General features: G+C 68.8%; 10 protein-coding genes and 1 tRNA gene. 4 read left to right on the forward strand and 7 right to left on the reverse strand.

The genetic code is table 11. The features are described 5' to 3' along the window. The 5 genes from WMF28_RS10195 to WMF28_RS10215 all read right to left on the reverse strand — a co-directional run bounded on the left by WMF28_RS10195 (position 1) and on the right by WMF28_RS10215 (position 10,291). Positions 1 to 2,694 (reverse strand): type VI secretion system Vgr family protein, encoded by a 2,694-nt coding sequence (locus WMF28_RS10195; RefSeq protein WP_437601966.1) that lies wholly within the window; start codon positions 2,692 to 2,694, stop codon positions 1 to 3. A gap of 2 nt (positions 2,695 to 2,696) precedes the next feature. Next, positions 2,697 to 4,937: a type VI secretion system Vgr family protein gene (locus WMF28_RS10200; protein ID WP_437601967.1), complete on the reverse strand. Its 2,241-nt coding sequence runs from the start codon at positions 4,935 to 4,937 to the stop codon at positions 2,697 to 2,699. A 13-nt stretch (positions 4,938 to 4,950) separates the two neighbouring features. Continuing rightward, the gene (locus tag WMF28_RS10205; protein WP_437601968.1) at positions 4,951 to 7,158 is read right to left on the reverse strand and encodes a type VI secretion system Vgr family protein; all 2,208 of its coding nucleotides are present in this window, start codon (positions 7,156 to 7,158) and stop codon (positions 4,951 to 4,953) included. Positions 7,159 to 7,954: 796 nt separating this feature from the next. Further along, entirely contained in the window at positions 7,955 to 8,422 is a 468-nt protein-coding gene (locus WMF28_RS10210) for a hypothetical protein (protein WP_437601969.1), read from the reverse strand. Positions 8,423 to 8,578: 156 nt separating this feature from the next. Beyond that, on the reverse strand, positions 8,579 to 10,291 hold the full coding sequence (locus WMF28_RS10215) for an ISL3 family transposase (protein WP_437601970.1): 1,713 nt from the start codon (positions 10,289 to 10,291) through the stop codon (positions 8,579 to 8,581). A gap of 200 nt (positions 10,292 to 10,491) precedes the next feature. Here WMF28_RS10215 and WMF28_RS10220 point away from each other — a divergent pair. Beyond that, positions 10,492 to 10,564: transfer RNA gene (locus tag WMF28_RS10220), tRNA-Arg, on the forward strand. Positions 10,565 to 10,893: 329 nt separating this feature from the next. Here the strand turns inward: WMF28_RS10220 and WMF28_RS10225 are convergent. Continuing rightward, a complete protein-coding gene (locus tag WMF28_RS10225; RefSeq protein ID WP_437601971.1) occupies positions 10,894 to 11,298 on the reverse strand; it encodes a hypothetical protein in 405 nt (134 codons plus the stop codon). A 260-nt stretch (positions 11,299 to 11,558) separates the two neighbouring features. On the opposite strand from WMF28_RS10225, the gene WMF28_RS10230 reads away from it, so the two are divergent. After that, entirely contained in the window at positions 11,559 to 12,779 is a 1,221-nt protein-coding gene (locus WMF28_RS10230; RefSeq protein WP_437600079.1) for an IS4 family transposase, read from the forward strand. Positions 12,780 to 13,000: 221 nt separating this feature from the next. Here the strand turns inward: WMF28_RS10230 and WMF28_RS10235 are convergent, their stop codons facing one another. Beyond that, positions 13,001 to 14,044 carry a lipase family protein gene (locus WMF28_RS10235; protein WP_437601973.1) on the reverse strand — a complete coding sequence of 348 codons (1,044 nt, stop codon included), beginning with the start codon at positions 14,042 to 14,044 and terminating at the stop codon, positions 13,001 to 13,003. Positions 14,045 to 14,540: 496 nt separating this feature from the next. Here WMF28_RS10235 and sbnA point away from each other — a divergent pair, with 496 nt between their 5' ends. After that, on the forward strand, positions 14,541 to 15,542 hold the full coding sequence (sbnA, locus tag WMF28_RS10240) for a 2,3-diaminopropionate biosynthesis protein SbnA (RefSeq protein WP_437604237.1): 1,002 nt from the start codon (positions 14,541 to 14,543) through the stop codon (positions 15,540 to 15,542). After that, the gene (gene sbnB / locus WMF28_RS10245) at positions 15,539 to 16,567 is read left to right on the forward strand and encodes a 2,3-diaminopropionate biosynthesis protein SbnB (RefSeq protein ID WP_437601974.1); all 1,029 of its coding nucleotides are present in this window, start codon (positions 15,539 to 15,541) and stop codon (positions 16,565 to 16,567) included. Before sbnA ends, sbnB begins: the two co-directional genes overlap by 4 nt. Positions 16,568 to 16,667: the final 100 nt, after the last annotated feature.

Genomic DNA, 16,667 nt, shown 5'->3' on the forward strand with positions numbered 1-16,667 from the left:
CTACGCCTCGGAGACCGATTTCGTCAGCGTGACGGTCGGCGCGGTGATGGTGACCGCCGCCGCCTTGATGGCGATGCCGCCGCCGTCGATGACCACCTCGCTCTCTCCGCACTTGAGCACGATGGCGCTCGAGGCCTCCACCTTGTGGAACGCGCCGACGAACATGGCCTTGCCGGTTGCCAGCACGGTGCTCGATCCGCCGATCTTCTCGAGGATCGCTCCGCCCACCATCGTCGACCGGCTGCCTCCGACGTTCTCCGTCTCCGGACCCTTGCTGAGCACGACGAGGCCCACGGCCTTCTCGGTCTTGTCGGCGAGGCACGACTCGGCCCGGGTCCCGCCGACCAGCTCGACGCGCGCCGCGCCGATCTCCTGGGTGCGGGCTCCCTTGATGGTGGTGTGGATCCCCGCCGCGGCGATGGTCGCCTTGAGGCTCCCGATCTCCTCGCCGTGAGTGGATGAGCAGACATTGATGGCGTGGCCGGGCCCGGTGGCGCTATCGCTTGCAGAGTTGCCGGCCACGGCCCCGTCGGGGCCTGCCGTGTTCGCCTGGGATGTCCCGCCGCCGCCGGCGCCCTCGAGCCCCAGCGCCTCGCCCAGCTCGGCTTTGCCCCGGTCGAGGGCGCCGCGGACCAGCGAGTTGAGCCCGACCTGGAGGTTCGCCGTCTGGCCCGCCGACAGCCCGCCGCCTGCGCCGGCGAGCGACGCCCCGAACGCGGCCGGGGTCGGCAACCGCGACGCCGCGCTGAGCGCGCCCGACGCGGCGCCGAGGTTGCCCCTGCTGACCGCATCCATGGATGCGCCGATCTGGCCGGCCGTGCCCTGCAGGCCGCCGACGGTGCCCATCAGCTGGCTGACCTTCGATGAGACGGCCTGATCCAGCTGCTGGAGCGCTCTCGCCGCCTCGGCCTTGGCCGCCGCGACGACGGCCTGCTCGGCGAGCGAGAGCAGCGCCTGGATGGGGTCACCGTCCATCTCCATCTGGTTGCCGCCGACGGACGTCTCGCTCGCGCCCGCCGACGTGAGCCCGTACACGGCGTTGACCTCGACCGTGCGGTTGCCGCCGACCGACACGTCCTGCGCGGTGACCACGGTGTTCTTGTAGCCGTTCGTGACCTTGATGGTCTGGTCGCCGCCGACCGTGAGCTCCGCGTTGACCTTGACGTTCTTGGTCTCATGGGCGCCCGTCGACTTCGTCTTGTTGTTCCCGGTCGCGATCGTCGTGTCCTTCTGCGCCTGGATCTTGATCTCCTCGCTCCCGGCCTTGTCCTCCATGCGGATCTCGCTCGCGCCGCGGCCGCCCGGCGACGAGGCCGTCTTGATCGCCGTTCGTGTCTTGCCCTCGGGCAGAGCATACGGCGGCATGAAGCGCCCGTTGAACACGCGACCCGTCACGATGGGCCGGTCGGGGTTGCCCTCGAGGAACTCCACGATGACCTCCCAGTCGACGCGCGGCAGCACCATCGATCCGCTCGTCTGCGGCTGTGCGACGCGGATCCAGCACGACGCGCTGTCATCCTGCTTGCCGTACCGATCCCAGTGGAACCGGACCTTGCAGCGACCGTGCGCGTCGGTGTGGATCTCCTCGGCGGGCGAGCCTGGCGGGGCGACGACCTGCGCGGTCTGCGGGCCGTCGATGCGCGGCGTCGGGGTGCGCTGTGGGGTGCGGTACTTCACCGCCTTCGGGATCACCGTGGCGAGCACCCGGTACGCGCCCAGGGTGAGCTCGTGCACGGTGCCGGTGATGAAGTAGGCGCCGTCGAGACCGTTCGGCGTCTCGCTCAGCTCGATCCAGCGGCCCGGGGCGAGGCGCAGGCAGCCGGCCTCGAGCTCGATCGACACCCGCCCGGCCTGCAGGGCTTGGAGGCGGACCTCGGCGAGCCGCGTCCCCTCGCTCGCCTTCGTGTACAGGCCGGGGTAATCATAGCTCTCGAGATCGGCGTCCCTGTCGGCGGTCGCCGTGACGGTGAGATCGACGTTGGGCTTTTTGAAGTCGTAGTCGCGGAGCGTGACCTTTCCCGTTGCCGTGCGGTGCCGCTGGGTGATGACGCCGACCGCGTCCTCGCTCCCCTCCAGGCCTGCGCCGTAGCGGTAGGAGAGCCGCCGGTCGCCCTGGAGCGGATCGCTCATGGTGCTGTCGTCCTCGAACACGATGAGCTCGCCGTCGTTGTTCGTGTCCGAGAAGAAGTAGATGCCCTCTCCCTCGAGGAGCCGCGAGACGAAGGCGAGCGCGCACTCGTTGTACTGGACGCAATACTCCCGCTTCGGGTAGCTCGCCACGAGATGCCACGACTGGCGCTCGTTGCCGATGCCGTGGTCCCGCAGGACGGCGGAGACGATCTCCTTCACGTCCATGCTCTGGAAGATGCGGCAGTCTACCTGCCGCTCCAGGAGCCCGAGCATCGACGTCACGCGCAGGCGATAGACGAGCTCGGAGCGGACCCCGTCCTCGGGTGACGCGACCATCACGACGCTCATCACCACCCCCGAGAAATCGTGCTCGACCTCGTCGCGGCCGAACACGAGGCGCGCCGGCGACCCGAGGAGATCGTCCGGCTCCGCATAGACGGCCGAGCGCACCTCGATCTCGGCCACGGTGATCTGCCCGAGGTGGCGCTCGAGGCGGAAGCCGACCACGTGCGGCGACGCGAGCGGGCCGGCCTGAAAGAGGACGCTGAGCGACCGGTTCTCCATGGTCAGTTGTCCGTCACGAGGAGGGCCATCTCGTCGCACTCGCCGTCGAGCGTGATCTTGGCGCCCGCGATCGACACGGACGCCGGCGTCAGCGTGATCGTCGAGGCGCCCATGACGACGCTGAGGAGCTGGTCCGCATGAAAAACGACGTTGGTCGCCTTGATGAGCTGCGCTCCGCCCGCCACTTCGAGGAAGTCGCCCTCGGCGGTGTCGGCGCGGTCGCCGCCGATCTTGGTGAGCACCGCGCCCGCGACCTTCTGCTTGAGGCCGGTCCCGACCTCCACCGCCCGCCCGCCTCCGCTGAGGATCACCTTCGCCGCGCCCACCGTCTCCGTCCTGCTCTCCTTCACCGTGACCGTGCGGCCCGACGCCGTGAGCTCGATCAGCGCCGCGCCGACCTTGTCGTCCATCGTCGCCAGGCCGTTCTCGTCGGCCGATCCGGCGACGAGATCCACCTGCATGCCCCCGATGGTGAGCGTCGACGCTCCGGTGACCGTGCGCTTGTGGTCGCCGCCCGCCTTGAGATCACGGTTGCCGCCGATCGAGAGCGAGTGGCTGCCCACGTCGTCGGCCATGAAGGTCGAGACATGGATCGTCTGGTCCGCGCCGACCGAGATCGCCTGATCCGCGCCGATGCTGGCCGACATGCTGTCGGTCACAGACAGCGCATGGTTTGCGCCGATTGATCGGGTCTCGTTGTTGCCGACGGTCTCCGTCGCGTTGTTCCCCGCGGAGACGGCGGCGTCCTTCGAGGCGTTGATGAACATCTCCTCCGAACCCGCCTTGTCGTCCATCCGGATCTCGTTGCTCGACCCGCCTCCCGGCGTGGTCGCCGTCTGGAATGCCGTGCGCGTCTTGTTTTGCGGGAGCGGGTAGGGGGGCGGCGTCTTGCCGTTGTACAAGCGTCCGAAGACGAACGGCAGATCGGGATCGCCGTCGGTGAAGTTGAGGTAGACCTCCCAGCCGACGCGCGGCGTCAGCATGCCTCCCCCGAGCGGGATCTGGCAGGTGCGGATCCAGAGGCTCGACGAATCGTCGGGCTTGCCGAGGCGGTCCCACGGGAAGAGCACCTTCACGCGGCCATGCGCGTCGGTGTGGATCTCCTTGCCCGCCGGCCCCGTCGTCACCGCGATCTGGGCTCCGGGCGCGGCCACCGCGCGCGGCACGCGCGGCGGCCGGTACCTCGTGGCGGCGGGGATTGCGGAGAAGGAGAGGCGCACCCTCTCGCCGACCTCGCCCTGTCGCTGGTGCGCATTGCTCCGCAGGTCCAAGGCCATGTCCACGCCGAGCACCGTGTACTCACGGTTGAGCGGCGCGTAGGGGTGGTCCTCCAGCTCGAACTTGCGGCCGGGGTGGAGCCGCAGGGTGTTCGTCGACGCGGAGACGGTCTCCCGGCGGGCGCGGAGCGATTGGAGGAGTACCTCGGCGAGGTGGTCGCCCGCGGCAGGGGCCTTGAAGCGTCCGGGGTAATGATAGACCTCCAGCGCCCGCTCGGCGTCGTTTTCGCCATCCGTGCTGGCGTCGAGCTTGACGCGAGGATGCTCGAAATCGTAGTCGCGCAGGTGCACCTTGCCCGGCGCGGCCGACGTCTCGCAGGAAATGGCACCGATCGCATCCTCCGGCGCATTTAGGCCATCGCCGGGGCGATGGGGAATCGCCTTGCCGCCGTCGATGTCGCCGAGATCCGTGTCGAAGAGCACGACCACATCGGCCCCGGAGATCGAGTCGACCGCGAACGCGATCCCCTCCTCGGACAGGAGGCGTCGAATGAACTCGAAGTCGGTCTCGCGGTACTGCGCCGTATAGGTGCGCGCCGGGTAGCTGCCCGCGAGCTGCCACCGCTGGGCGTCCTCGGGGATGCCGGCGCCCTCAAGGACCTTCTTCACGATCTCCGGCGCCGGCATGTCCTGGAATATGCGGCAGTCCGTGCGCTGGGTGAGGCGGAAGATCCGTGGCCGCGCGATGACGCGTACCCCGGTCTCCTCGTCGCCTCGGGACGTGGTGCTCTCGGCCTCGACCACGTAGCCGACCAGCTTCCGCTCTTGCTCCCCGCCCGGGCGGGACAGCGTGAGCACCAGCGTGTTTCCCACGAGCGCCGCCGGATCCGGCCCACCCGCGTGGTCGGTGATCTCGCAGTGCACCACGCCGACGTCGTCGAGCGGCTCGTGCGCCTCGATCCACAGGACGTGGTACCCCGCGCCGTCGACGGTGAGCTCGTGCTCGAGATCGATCAGACTTGCCATCGCCCCGCTCCGCTCAACCGATCTTGAGGTTCGATGCCAGCTTGACGATCGCGCCCGCCTCGATCGCGATCTTCGAGCCTTTGAGGACCACCGGACCGCCGTTGAGGCTCACCGAGCTGCCGCCGGCGTTGAATTTGCCGACGCCGCCGCCGAGGACGATCCTCGGCGCTTGCACCACGAAATCTCCGCCGATTTTCCGCAGGTGCACGCCGCCGATGAGCTGCTTCACCCCCTTCGCGGACGTCGACAGCGCGGGCACGACGTGGAGCTCGGCCGCGGTCGAGGTCTGGTCCTTGGTCGTGGCGACGCTCTCGACGGCGACGCCCCTCACGAGCTGTACGGTCACCGCCCCGACCTTCTCGTCGTATGTCGCCAGCATGTTGTCATCGATCGACGCGAGCGAGATGTTGACCTGCACCGCGCCGACGTCGCGCTTGAAGGCTCCAGTGATGTTCTGGCGGACGCCGCACGAGATGGTGATCTGGTTGCCGCCAACGCTGTAGTCCCGGGTGCCGCCGACCTTTTCGACGTAATCGCACTTTGCGTGCGTCTGCTCGTCGCCCCCGACCGTGACGCTCTGCGCGCCCGTCACCTTGACCTGGAGCGCATTGCCGACGTCGATCGACTGGTTCGCCGACACCGAGGTCGTTTCGTTCGCGCCGACGGTCACATTGTAGTTGCCGCCGACGCTGTGATCTTCATTCACAGCGACGGTCTCGTTCTTGTCGTTGCCGGACGAGATATTGAGGTCCTTTTGCGACGAGATCGACACACCTTGCTTGCCGGCGGTGTCGCTCATCTTGAGCTCGTTGTGTCCGGCGCCGCCCGGTGTCGCCATGCTCTTCAGCGAGGAATCGGCCGCGGCGCCGGGCTGGGCGTAGGGCGGGGGGGTCTCGGCGTTGTAGGCACGGCCGAGGACGATCGGGCGATCGGGGTCGCCGTCGAGGAACGCGACCGAGACCTCCCAGCCCACGCGCGGCAGCACCATCGAGCCGCCGAGACCGAGCTGCGAGACGCGCAACCAGCAACTCGACGTGTCGTCCTGTTTGCCGGAGCGATCCCAGAGGAAGCGCACCTTGACGCGCCCGTACTTGTCGACGTGGATCGACTGGGGCTCGTTCGAGGGGCCCGTCACGACGGCCGTCTGGATGCCGCGGATCCTGGGCTTCTTCGCCCGCTGGGGCGCCGCGAAGGGCGCGCCCTTGGGGATGGCGGCGAACTCGTTCTCGCACGCGTCCTCGCCGCTGCGACCTCGTGATCGCAGCTCCACCGCGACGAACTCGCCGTTCAGGAACGGCTCGTTGGCCCCCTCGACCGTCATCGGCGCGCCGCAGAGGAGGCCGGCCGCACGGCTCCTCCCGCGGCAGACGTCCACGTCACCGCGCAGCGAGCTGATGCGTCCCCGCGACCGGCGCGACCCCTCGGCACTCGAGGTGAAGCCGCCCGGGTACTGGAAGTGGCGGATGGGCCACGTACCTGGTGCGGGGGTTGTCGCCGTGGGGGGGAAGGCGGGCTTCTCGAAGTCGTAGTCGCGCAGCTCCACCTCGGTAGCGCGCAGCGTCTTCTCGCGGCGGAATTCGAGGAGGGGCTGCGTCCCCGCGACGCCGCCCTGGCGCGGCGCGAGCACGACGGGCGGGGCGCTCTCTTCCTTCGCGAAGGCTCCCGGGTCGTCGCAGAAGACGAGCTTGTGGCCGTCGGGCGAGTGGAGAAAGAAGTAGAAGATGCCTTCGTCCTCAAGAATCCGATGGACGAAGTTCATCTCCGTCTCGCAGTACTGGCAGAGAAACTCGCGCGGGGCGTAGGTCTGCTGGAGCCGCCATTCCACGTCCGTGTCGACGCCGGCCTCGGCCAGGATGGTCTTGACGACGTCGACCGGGGTCTTGTCCTGGAAGATGCGCGAGCCCTCGCGGTGCTCGAGCGCGGCCAAGGTGGGGCGAAGTCGCATGTGGAAGAAGAACTCGCCGCCTCGGTACGCGAGGAAGCCGACGCGATCCGGGAGGCCGTCGTAATATCGGACGCCACCGTGTCCGTCCCCGACCTCGAGCACCATCCGGCGCTGGAGGCACTCGTCGATGCGGAACGACGCGTCGCTGGTCGCGAGCTCAACGTGGACCGCGTACGGCAGCGACACCGCCTCGTGCGCCTCGTAGGACTGAACCCGGACGTCGCCGGGCAGGCCTCTGCCCGCAAGGAGCACGTGGCTGAGCGTGCCATCGACCATGCAACCCCTCCACGCGTTGTAAGCGTCTGTATGTACCCCTACTCGTAAGCGCTGGCAATACTGCTCGCGCACGTTCTTGGTGCCGGTACCCGCGCATGTCCTCGCGAGGCGTCCGTGGATGACGGGCCGTTGTCACTGGCGCGACGCCGGTTGCCACCTCGGCGCCCATGGCTGTTGCCGCCGCCGAAGCGACCGGCAGCCTGGACGTAACCCGACTCAGGTGAGGCGAACCGTACGTAAGATGGCGGCCGCATCCGGCTTTCGGTCGAGCGGCAGGGGCGGACACCGCCATCGGGATCGCCGTTGAGCAGCTCCCGGGCCTCCTCCAGATGTCCTCCCAGGCGTCCCGGGCGCTCGAGCGATCATACGACGGCCTCGGGATCGGGCTTTCGCTTGTCCCAGGCTGGTCGAACTGCACGGCGGGCGTGTCACGGCGAGGCGCGACGGCCCAGGCAGGGGAGCAAGTCCTCGGTCCGGCTGCAGGGGCGGAGGAGCAGATGGTCTCGTCGCACTGACCGGCTGGGGCAGCAGGAGGACAAGCAACGGGCGACGGAGGCGGGCTTCAACGTCCACCGGACGAAGCCCGTGAACCCGGGGGCCCTCAGGACGTTGCTGGCCGGTCTGGATGAGCAGCGTCGGGGGTCAGGGCACGCCGACCCGCGGGGCGAGCAGCGACGACGATGACGTGGCGCCCGCCGGCCACGAGGACATGATGCCAATCGGCGGGGGCGCACCGGCGGGGGCGACGTTCACTGGCGGTCGCGCGAGGTCAGACGGATGTGCTACGCGCCTTCTGTTAGTCCTCCAGCGCTGGCGCCAAACCTAGCTCGTTCAGCAGCTGGAGGGCGCGCGCTCGGTCCGGCCACGCGTCCGCCTCGAGCAGCCGTTGACACGCCCCGGCCATGCGGCGCCGCAGCTCTCGGTGCATCCGCCGGTCGCGGAGCGCTCGCGCAACCAGGACCCGAGCTCTTCGCTCCAGCGCTGGTGCTCTGCTCCGCGCAGCCTCCACGAGTAGCGCCGGCAGGGCCCGGCAGGCATCCTCGAAGCCCTCGCCTTCCACGGACGAGGCCAAAGTATCCACGAGCGACTCGACAAAGTGCCGGCCTTCAGTTGCCCCGCTCTCCTCGGGTGAAGCTGGGCTGAAGACGAGGCGCAACAGCTGCTGGCCCTCCGGGGTGTCGACGTGTTCCCCGAGCCATCGCAGCGCCGCCAGGAAGACAGTGCGGAAGTCTTCGTCATGCAGATCGCGGCCAAGCAGTGTCAAGCGACAGTAACTTCGGCTCTCCCGCGATCTTGCTGAAGGAGAGGACCAGACTCGTCCGGTGCCGCTGCTTGCAAAGCGCGGGCAGGACGCACGCTCGCTGAGCTCGCCGTGGTCTTCCCCCGTTGGATGTCGGCCCGGTAGCGCGCGCGATCCGTCCTACGCCGCGAGGAGCAAGCGCTGGCGGAGGAGAGCCACGCTGGCGCGGCCGTACATCTGGCGTTTGAGCATCTTCAGCTTCGTGACCTGGCCTTCGGTCTGCCCGTTGCTCCACGCCTCGGTCAGGGCGGCCTTCACCGCGCGCTCGTCGCGGCGAAGACCGGCGGCGAAATCGCGAAACTCCGCCAACGAGCTCGCCGCGGCCTGCTCCAACCAGGGCACGAGCGCGCCGGCGTCCCGAGTGCGAACGACCCGGGCGAAGTCTTGCGCGAGGCGTTGGCCTGCGGCGATCGCGGGACAGTGCTCGCGCAGATGATGGAGGTACCGACGTTGGTCAGGGGTCGGCGCGTCGGTGCGCTCGGCGGCATCTCCCCTCGCTTCGACCGAGTCCTTCAGCAGCCACCAGCGCAGCTCGCGGGGTGATGGTGGCCGCATTGCCTTCGAGGCCGCGACGCCACCGGACGGCCGGCGCGCCCGATCGCGCGGATCGTCACCACGGCGCCACGAAGCGACGTGACGCTGGACGGTCCGCAAGGTGCCACGGAAGCCCCGCGTTGCGAGCTCGTGAAAGAGCATGACCGCGTCTCGAAAGCCCTCGTTCCACCTCGTGCGCAGGAAGCTATCGTGTTCGGTCCAGGTGCCGATCTTGGTCCGCCGTTTTGCGCGCTCCGGACACCGATCCGCGCGGAGGTACTTGCGCACGGTCTGCCGCGAAAGCCCAATCCGCTGGCTCGTCGCGTTGATCGAGAAGCCTTGAGCATGGAGAGCATGCACCTGTTCATAGAGCCTCTGCCGCTTCGTCCGCGATGTCGCGGCGCGCGGTGGCGCTGCGGGAGAGCTCGACGCGCCCGTATCATCGGCCAGTTCGTGAACGACGGCCGCCCCGTCCGCGTGCGGCGGTGGTGCCGATGCGGAGGCCGAGGCCGACATCGGCGCGGAGGCAAGCGTCGCGGCCCGCTCGAGGGCGCCGCGATGGCGCTGGAGCAGCCGCTCGAGGACCTCGCCGAGGTTCTTGAGCAGGTGCCAACGATCCGCCACCTGCACGGCGCGCGGCGCGCCCTCATGGATGCCTTGCGCGTACGTCTCGGCGCGGTCCCGCGCGACGAGCGCGATTCCGCGGCGCTCCTTCAGCCAGCACGCCAGCGTATTCGCCGTCCGATCGGGCAACAGGTCGATGGGCGCCCGCCGTTCGAGATCGACGAGGATCGTACCGTAGGTGTGCCCGCGCCGGATCGCCCAATCGTCGACCCCCACGACGCGCGGGGGCGGGGCCGGGTCGACCTCGGCATGGTGAACCAGCCGGAGGAGCGTGTCGGCGCTGCTCTTGAAGCCGAGCGTGGGTAAAAGCCGCGCGGCTGCCTCGCCGCCGAGCGCGGCGCCAACCCGCGTCAGCGCCGCGGAGAGTCGCCGCGTACGACGCGCGTGCGGCGGAGCCAACGCGGGGAGCCGCTCGGTGAAGATCGCACGCTGGCATGCAGGCTGCTCGCACCGGAACCGTCGGACCTGTACCTGCAGGCGGACGGGGACCCCCTGATGGGGCAGATCGGCCAGGGTGCGCCGATAACGGCTCTGGACGCGCTTCGCTCCGTATCCGCAATCCGGACAGCAGGCTTCGGCGTCGAGTCTGCGCAGGGTCAGCACGAGCGTGCCCGACTCGTGCTGCACGCGCTCGAGCGTCAGATCAGGAACAGGGAGAAAGAGGAGGGATTCCACCACGGTGACGCCGCCACGGCGCGCCGGCCGGTCGCGCTCGATCGCCTGCGACCTCCAGCCGGCTCGACGAGCTCGGAAGCTGGGGCGAGAGCGAGGTGCGCGCCAGCGCGAGCGAGCTCAGCAACCTCTTTCAGCAAAAGTGCGGGAGAGCCATTATTACTGTCGCTCTACATTCCTCGAAATGATTGGAAAATTGGTTCAATCCCGCAGCGGCGCGGATCGCCTCGAAGCGGTTTCCTAAACCGAAGGTCGCAAGTTCAATTCTTGCCGGGGATGCTCGAAACCCCGAGGGATTTTGGCTCCGCACCAGATGGCCGAGCAGGCTGCGGGCAGGTGGCTCCGCGGCCTCGATCGCCTGGTGCGTGTCGCGGACCGCAGCGAGCAGCGCCGACTCGGCGAGGTGGCGGTCAGCGTGGGTAGCAGGAGCTTCGTGGACTGCCGGAAGGACCGCGAACGGACGCGCCAGCCGGCCGCGAGCGAGGATGCGCGCGGGGTTGGCAGCCGGCGCCAGCGTGCTCGTGGTTGACCGGACGTGTACCGTCCTCTCGCGGTGCGTGACCTCGGCGACCTCCAGGGCACGGGCGCCGCGTCGCCGCCTCTCGTCACCTCGCCATCCTCGCTGCCTCCTCGGCCACCGCCTTGCGGAGCGGCGCGGTGTCGGGCGCGAAGCGAATCCTCGCGCCCCCGGGGATCAGCTCCACCTTTGTTACTGGGCACGCCAGACAACAAAAAGCCCTACACGGACAGTCATGGCCGCCATCGCCGCCCTCGGGTCGAGCATGCAGACTTGCCATCTCCTGGGCCCGCCGGTGGATCTCCACCACGCGCTCGCTCAAGGCCGCTCCCGGGAGCAGCTCCGCGTCTCGGCGCAGGGTGAACTCGAGCGCAGCGCCGTCAGACGTCTCCACATAGGTCACCTGTGTGCCCGCGACACGCAGCGGAGATACCTCGTCGAGCCTTCGTTCTATTCTCGCGCGATCCACCTCCGCCCTGAGGGATCCCCTCATTTTCGTGGCGGAAATTAGTGGTCGCAGAGCTGAGGGATCCCCTCATTTTCGTGGCGGAAATTAGTGGTCGCAGAGAGCTGCTCCACGGTCGGCATGCGTAGGTCCATTGGTGACATGAGTCATCGAAATCTTGAGCTTCATGGACCTCGAAACGAATAATTGTGCCGTGCGAGTGAGAAATCGTCGTCGCTGACCGGAATATATATTGGTAGGAGGCGACCAGCGAGCCTAGCGCATGCGCCGTTGGTCCGAGCGACATCATGACGACTTTCGCGAAGAACGCGCATCAGCCTGCCACACATGACTCCGCACCTGCGCCATCTACGCAGACCAATCGCCCGAAAGTCGACCCGAAGTACATCCAGACCTTCGTCGAGAATTTGTTCGGCGATGACCTGCACGCGATGCGCGTCCTGTCGCTCGCGAACGGCGTCGTTGGCGTCCTGCACGCGGCGGTGCTGGCCATCCATGCCATCGGCCAAGCGTATGCGAAGGTCGCAAACGTCAAGCCGAAGAGTGGGGTCAAGCAGGTCGACCGGCTGCTGAGCAATACCGGCATCGACGTGTTCCATTCCCTGAAGTCGTGGGTAGAGTTCGTGATCGGGGTCCGCAAAGAGATCGTTATCGCGTTGGACTGGACGGACTTCGAGAAGGACGATCACACGACGCTCTGCGCCTACCTTGTGACGCGGCATGGTCGTGCCACGCCGCTGGCATGGAAGACGGTGAAGAAGTCCGCGTTGAAAGGCACTCAGAAGGACCACGAATACGAGCTCATCGAGTGGCTCCACGGGGCCATCGACGAGACGGTCGAGGTCATTCTGCTCGCCGACCGGGGCTTCGGCGATCGCAAGCTCTACGACTTTTTGGAGTTCATGGGCTGGGACTTCGTAATCCGCTTCCGCGGGGGTATCGTCGTCGAGAACGCGGCCGGGGAAGCGAGGTCCGCCAGCGCGTGGGTGCCGACGAGCCGCCGCGCCACGATGCTGCGCGAGGTGCGCGTCACCGCCGACCGCGCGAAGGTCCCGGCCGTCGTCCTTGTCCACGCGCCGAAGATGAAGGAGCCGTGGTGTTTGGCCACAACGCTTTCGGGCCGCAAGGCGGGCGATATCGTCAAGCTCTACGGCAAGAGGTTCACGATCGAGGAGACGTTTCGAGACATCAAGGACAACCACTTCGGGATGGGCCTCTCCGCCACGCACATCCACAACGCCGACCGGCGCGATCGCCTGCTGCTGCTCGCGGCCATCGCCCATGCACTCTTGACGCTGCTCGGCGCTGCGAGCGAGGAGGCCGGCCTCGATCGGTATCTGAAGGTCAACACCGTCAAGCGCCGCACACATTCGCTCTACCGCCAGGGGCTCTACTGGTACGACTGCATTCCCACCCTGCGCGAGGACTGGCTTCGGCCTCTCATGACGGCCTTCGATCGCATCGTCCGGGAGCACGCCGTCTTCCGCGAGATTTTCGGCATTATTTGAGGGGATTCCCCAGACCTCCGCCCGCTCCGGCGTCGCGGGATCCGCCGTCCGGCCGCCTTGGCACCCGACGAGGACCACGGCAGCCAGGCAGCCGAGCCACGCGAGCGCCTGTCCCTGTGTGACCCGTCGATTCATGATCTCATCCTCCGTGACGCGCTGCCGCGTGGTGCCCGTTGCCCCTGGAGCTCAGGCGGAAGAGCCGCCCGGGGGAGGCGCTCTGCTCAAGCAAACTCGGAGCCGGCCGGGACCGTCTGCGAGGTGCGCAGGTAGTTCAGCGGCGAGTGATCGCCCCAGGAGTATCGCGTGGGCAACCACTGGAGGAGCGGCAGCCCGGACAGCTGCGTCTGAACCCACGCCAGAACACCGACTATCGTGCTGCCCAGAAACGTGCGCACCTGGCTCGCAGACGTGCTCCGGTACACCCAGCCCCCTTCATCCGACTCGAATTCCCTGCCGAAGTGCACGAACTTCCCCGTCGTGCGCGGTGGCAGGCACGGCACGATGTCCTTGCCATAGACGTGCCGAAAGAGCTTCTTTCCGAATTCTTCGTCGAATCGCGCGGCGAAGTCGCTGAAGCCGACCATCGGTTGCCCGTACGTGTAGATGCCGCGCACCTTTTGCCTGATAGCGTCCAGCTCGGGATCGATGTGGATGAGCGCCGCGGCGACGACGGCGAGCGCGCCGCCGAGGCTGTGACCGGTGATGTAGAGCGCGTCCAACCCGCTCCGCTCTTCCTGTGAGGACCGCGGGCCGACGCCGCGCAGCGCCTCCGGCCCCTCCCCGCCGGGGGCGCCAGGCTGGCCGGCCTCGCCGCAAGCGTGAGGCGCCCCGCGGCAGTCCTGCACCTTCGCTCTTTCTTGCATGGCAGCCTCGCAGATCGAGTCGCCGTTCAAGGCGGATTGCAGCAGCGACCGGATCGTCGGCCACAGGAGCAGGGCGGCGCGGTAAAAGCCGCCGTGGACGCGTCCCGCGCTGAGGAACGTGTCCGGTCTGGCGCTCACGTCCGTCAACCAGTTGACGGTATTCTGCAGCCCGGTCCCGCGGAACGTGAGGATCGCGATTTTCCTGCTGGCGCTCTGGACCAGGTACGCCGTCGTATCCACGAAGAGCGCAGGGTTGGTGTTGGTGAGGCCGACGGTCTCGTTGTACGTCGCGATCCCGCGGCGGTGCATCAGCCTGGCGAAGGTGTCGATGTCGGCGTACGACCACGACGACGCGATACCGAGGAAATTGGCGATGTTGCGGTCGTGTACTCCCTCCCGCACATTCAGCATATATTCGGAGACGGCACCTTCGGCGGAGGACGAGGCGCCCTCGAGGCGCTGGGATCTCTGGGAGAACTCAGCCTCGTGCGCGCTCCGCTGTGGCCTCGCAATACGGACACCCTGGATGATCATGCTCCACCTCGGCTCTCACGGTTCACCTAGCACCCGCGATGCCGCGGCTGTCGTGCAGCAGCGGAGCAGCGGCTGTGCCGGGCGCTCCAGCCGGGCGTGGTTCGCCAGGGGGCCCGGTCGCTTCGCGCCTGACGGCCGCTCGTCCACGTGGCCGCGCCGCGGCTGCCGACGCTCGCCGCGCTGCGCGTCCGCCGCCCGCAGCCGCTGGCCGCCCCGTGGACAGGGCCCCGGAGCAGGACCTGCGCGCGGTGACGCGGTGACGAAGGCGGCGGCCGCGCTCTCCGACCTGGAGCTCGGCGAGATCCTTGACACCCACCGCCCGGCGACGCACCGTCCGTGGCTCGCGGAGATCGGAGCGAAGCTCGTGCTCACACGGCCAGGATCACAGCGAGTCGCATCGGGAGACGGTATCCTCGGCGCCATCGGCAATACGCCGCTCGTGCAGCTCAAGCGGCTGTTCCCCGGCGCGTCGCGCGAGATCTTCGCCAAGCTGGAGTACGTCAATCCCTCCGGCAGCATGAAGGACCGCTCCGCCCTCCGGATGCTGCAGGACGCCCTCGACGCGCGCCTGATCGATGAACACTCGGTGATCGTCGAGTCGAGCAGCGGCAACATGGGTATCGCGCTGGCGCAGGCGTGCGCGTATTTCGGGCTGCGCTTCATCTGCGTGGTCGACCCGAAGGTGACCAGGCACAACCTCGCCATCCTGCGCGCCTACGGCGCCGAGGTCGAGATGGTGGAGGAGCCGGATCCCGAGACAGGCGAGCTCTTGCCGGCCCGCAAGCGCCGCGTCGCCGAGCTGTCGCGCCGCGTCCCGGGCGCCCACTGGCTGAACCAGTATGCGAATCCGGGAAATGTGATGTCGCACTGCGACGGCACGATGCGCGAGATCGCCGAGGCTCTGGGCGGCGAGGTCGACTTCGTCCTCTGCCCGACGAGCACCTGCGGCACCATCGCCGGCTGCCGCCGCTACATCGTCGAGCACGAGCTCAAGACAAGGCTCGTGGCCGTCGACGCCGTGGGGAGCGCGCTCTTCGGGGCGCGACGAGCGCCGCGCCGCCTGCCGGGGCTCGGCAGCTCCGAGCGTGGGTCCCTGTTCGACCCGGCCTGGGCCGACGTGGTGGTCCACGTCAGCGACGCCGAGTGCGTCGCGGGGTGCCGCCGGCTGCTGGCCCGCGAGGCGATCCTGGCCGGCGGCTCGTCGGGCGGCGGGGTCGCGGCGCTGGCAAAGCTGCGCGAGCGGATCCCGCCGGAAGCGCGCTGCGTGCTCATCCTCCCCGACCGGGGCGACCGGTACCTCGATACGATCTACGCCGACGACTGGGTCCGGCGCGAGCTCGGATCCGTACCGGACCTCGCCTCATGACCGCTCCGCACCCTCCGCGCTCCGGCGACCTTCGCCTGCTCTCGGCCGCCGACGTCGGCGGCCTCCTGGCCGACAGCGAGCCGCAGGTGCTCGAGGCCGTGAAGCGCGCGTACCTGGCCCACTCGGCCGGCGAGACCACCGTCCCCCACTCGCTCTTTCTGCCGCTGCCCGGCGATCCGCGCAATCGCATCATCGCGCTGCCGGCGTTCGTCGGGGGCGGGGTCGAGGCCGCCGGCCTCAAATGGATCGCGTCGGTCCCGGCCAACCTCGAGGCGGGGCGGCCGCGCGCGTCCGCGGTGCTCCTGCTCAACGAGGTGGCGACCGGGCGCCTGCGGGCGGTGCTCGAGTCGTCGACGATCAGCGCGTGGCGGACCGCGGCGAGCGCGGCGCTGGCCGCCGCGCACCTCGTGCCCGCCGGCCGCGCGGCGCAGGTCGGTCTGGTGGGCTGCGGGCCCATCAACGCGGCGATCCTGCGCTTCCTCCGCAAGGCGCTGCCGATCGGCGGAGAGCTCCTCGTGCACGACATCGACGCGGCGCGAGCGAGGGGCTTCGCGGCGAGCTTCCCGGCGGAGACCGAGGCGCTCGCCGTGCGCGCGGTCGGCGCCGTCAGGGAGGTGCTGGCCGGCAGCTCGCTCGTGTCGTTCGCGACCACCGCCGCGGCGCCGCACGTCGCCGATCTGTCGCCGTGCGCCCCCGGGACCACGATCCTCCACGTGTCGCTGCGCGACCTCGCGCCGGAGATCCTCCGCGACGCCGACAACGTGGTCGACGACATCGACCACGTGTGCCGCGCCAGCACGTCGCTGCACCTGTGCGAGGCGCTCGTCGGCCATCGCGGCTTCATCCGGTGCACGCTCGGGGACGTCCTGCGAGGCGCGCAGATCGGCCGCCGATCGCCCGGCGGCGTGTCGATCTTCAGCCCGTTCGGGCTGGGGGCGCTCGACGTCGCGCTGGGGGCCCTCGTCCTCGAGCGCGCGGAGCGCGAGCGTCGCGGGCTGGTGGTAGAAGGGTTCCTCGGCGGATAGGATCCCGCCGCCGTCCGACGGCGGCGACGCGAGGAAGACGGATGACGCGCATGCAACTGGACGACCCGGCGCCGGTCCGCCGGAGGACCTCCGCCGCGCA

The sequence above is a fragment of the Sorangium sp. So ce590 genome (assembly GCF_051521365.1).
In the GTDB taxonomy this organism is placed as follows: domain Bacteria; phylum Myxococcota_A; class Polyangia; order Polyangiales; family Polyangiaceae; genus Sorangium.

What these genes read in the sequence shown, in the direction of transcription:
- sbnB (WP_437601974.1), top strand. Translation starts at nt 15,539, where the DNA reads ATGACCGCTCCGCACCCTCCGCGCTCCGGCGACCTTCGCCTGCTCTCG.
- WMF28_RS10200 (WP_437601967.1), bottom strand. Translation starts at nt 4,937, where the DNA reads ATGGCAAGTCTGATCGATCTCGAGCACGAGCTCACCGTCGACGGCGCG.
- WMF28_RS10205 (WP_437601968.1), bottom strand. Translation starts at nt 7,158, where the DNA reads ATGGTCGATGGCACGCTCAGCCACGTGCTCCTTGCGGGCAGAGGCCTG.
- WMF28_RS10230 (WP_437600079.1), top strand. Translation starts at nt 11,559, where the DNA reads ATGACGACTTTCGCGAAGAACGCGCATCAGCCTGCCACACATGACTCC.
- WMF28_RS10195 (WP_437601966.1), bottom strand. Translation starts at nt 2,694, where the DNA reads ATGGAGAACCGGTCGCTCAGCGTCCTCTTTCAGGCCGGCCCGCTCGCG.
- WMF28_RS10225 (WP_437601971.1), bottom strand. Translation starts at nt 11,298, where the DNA reads ATGAGGGGATCCCTCAGGGCGGAGGTGGATCGCGCGAGAATAGAACGA.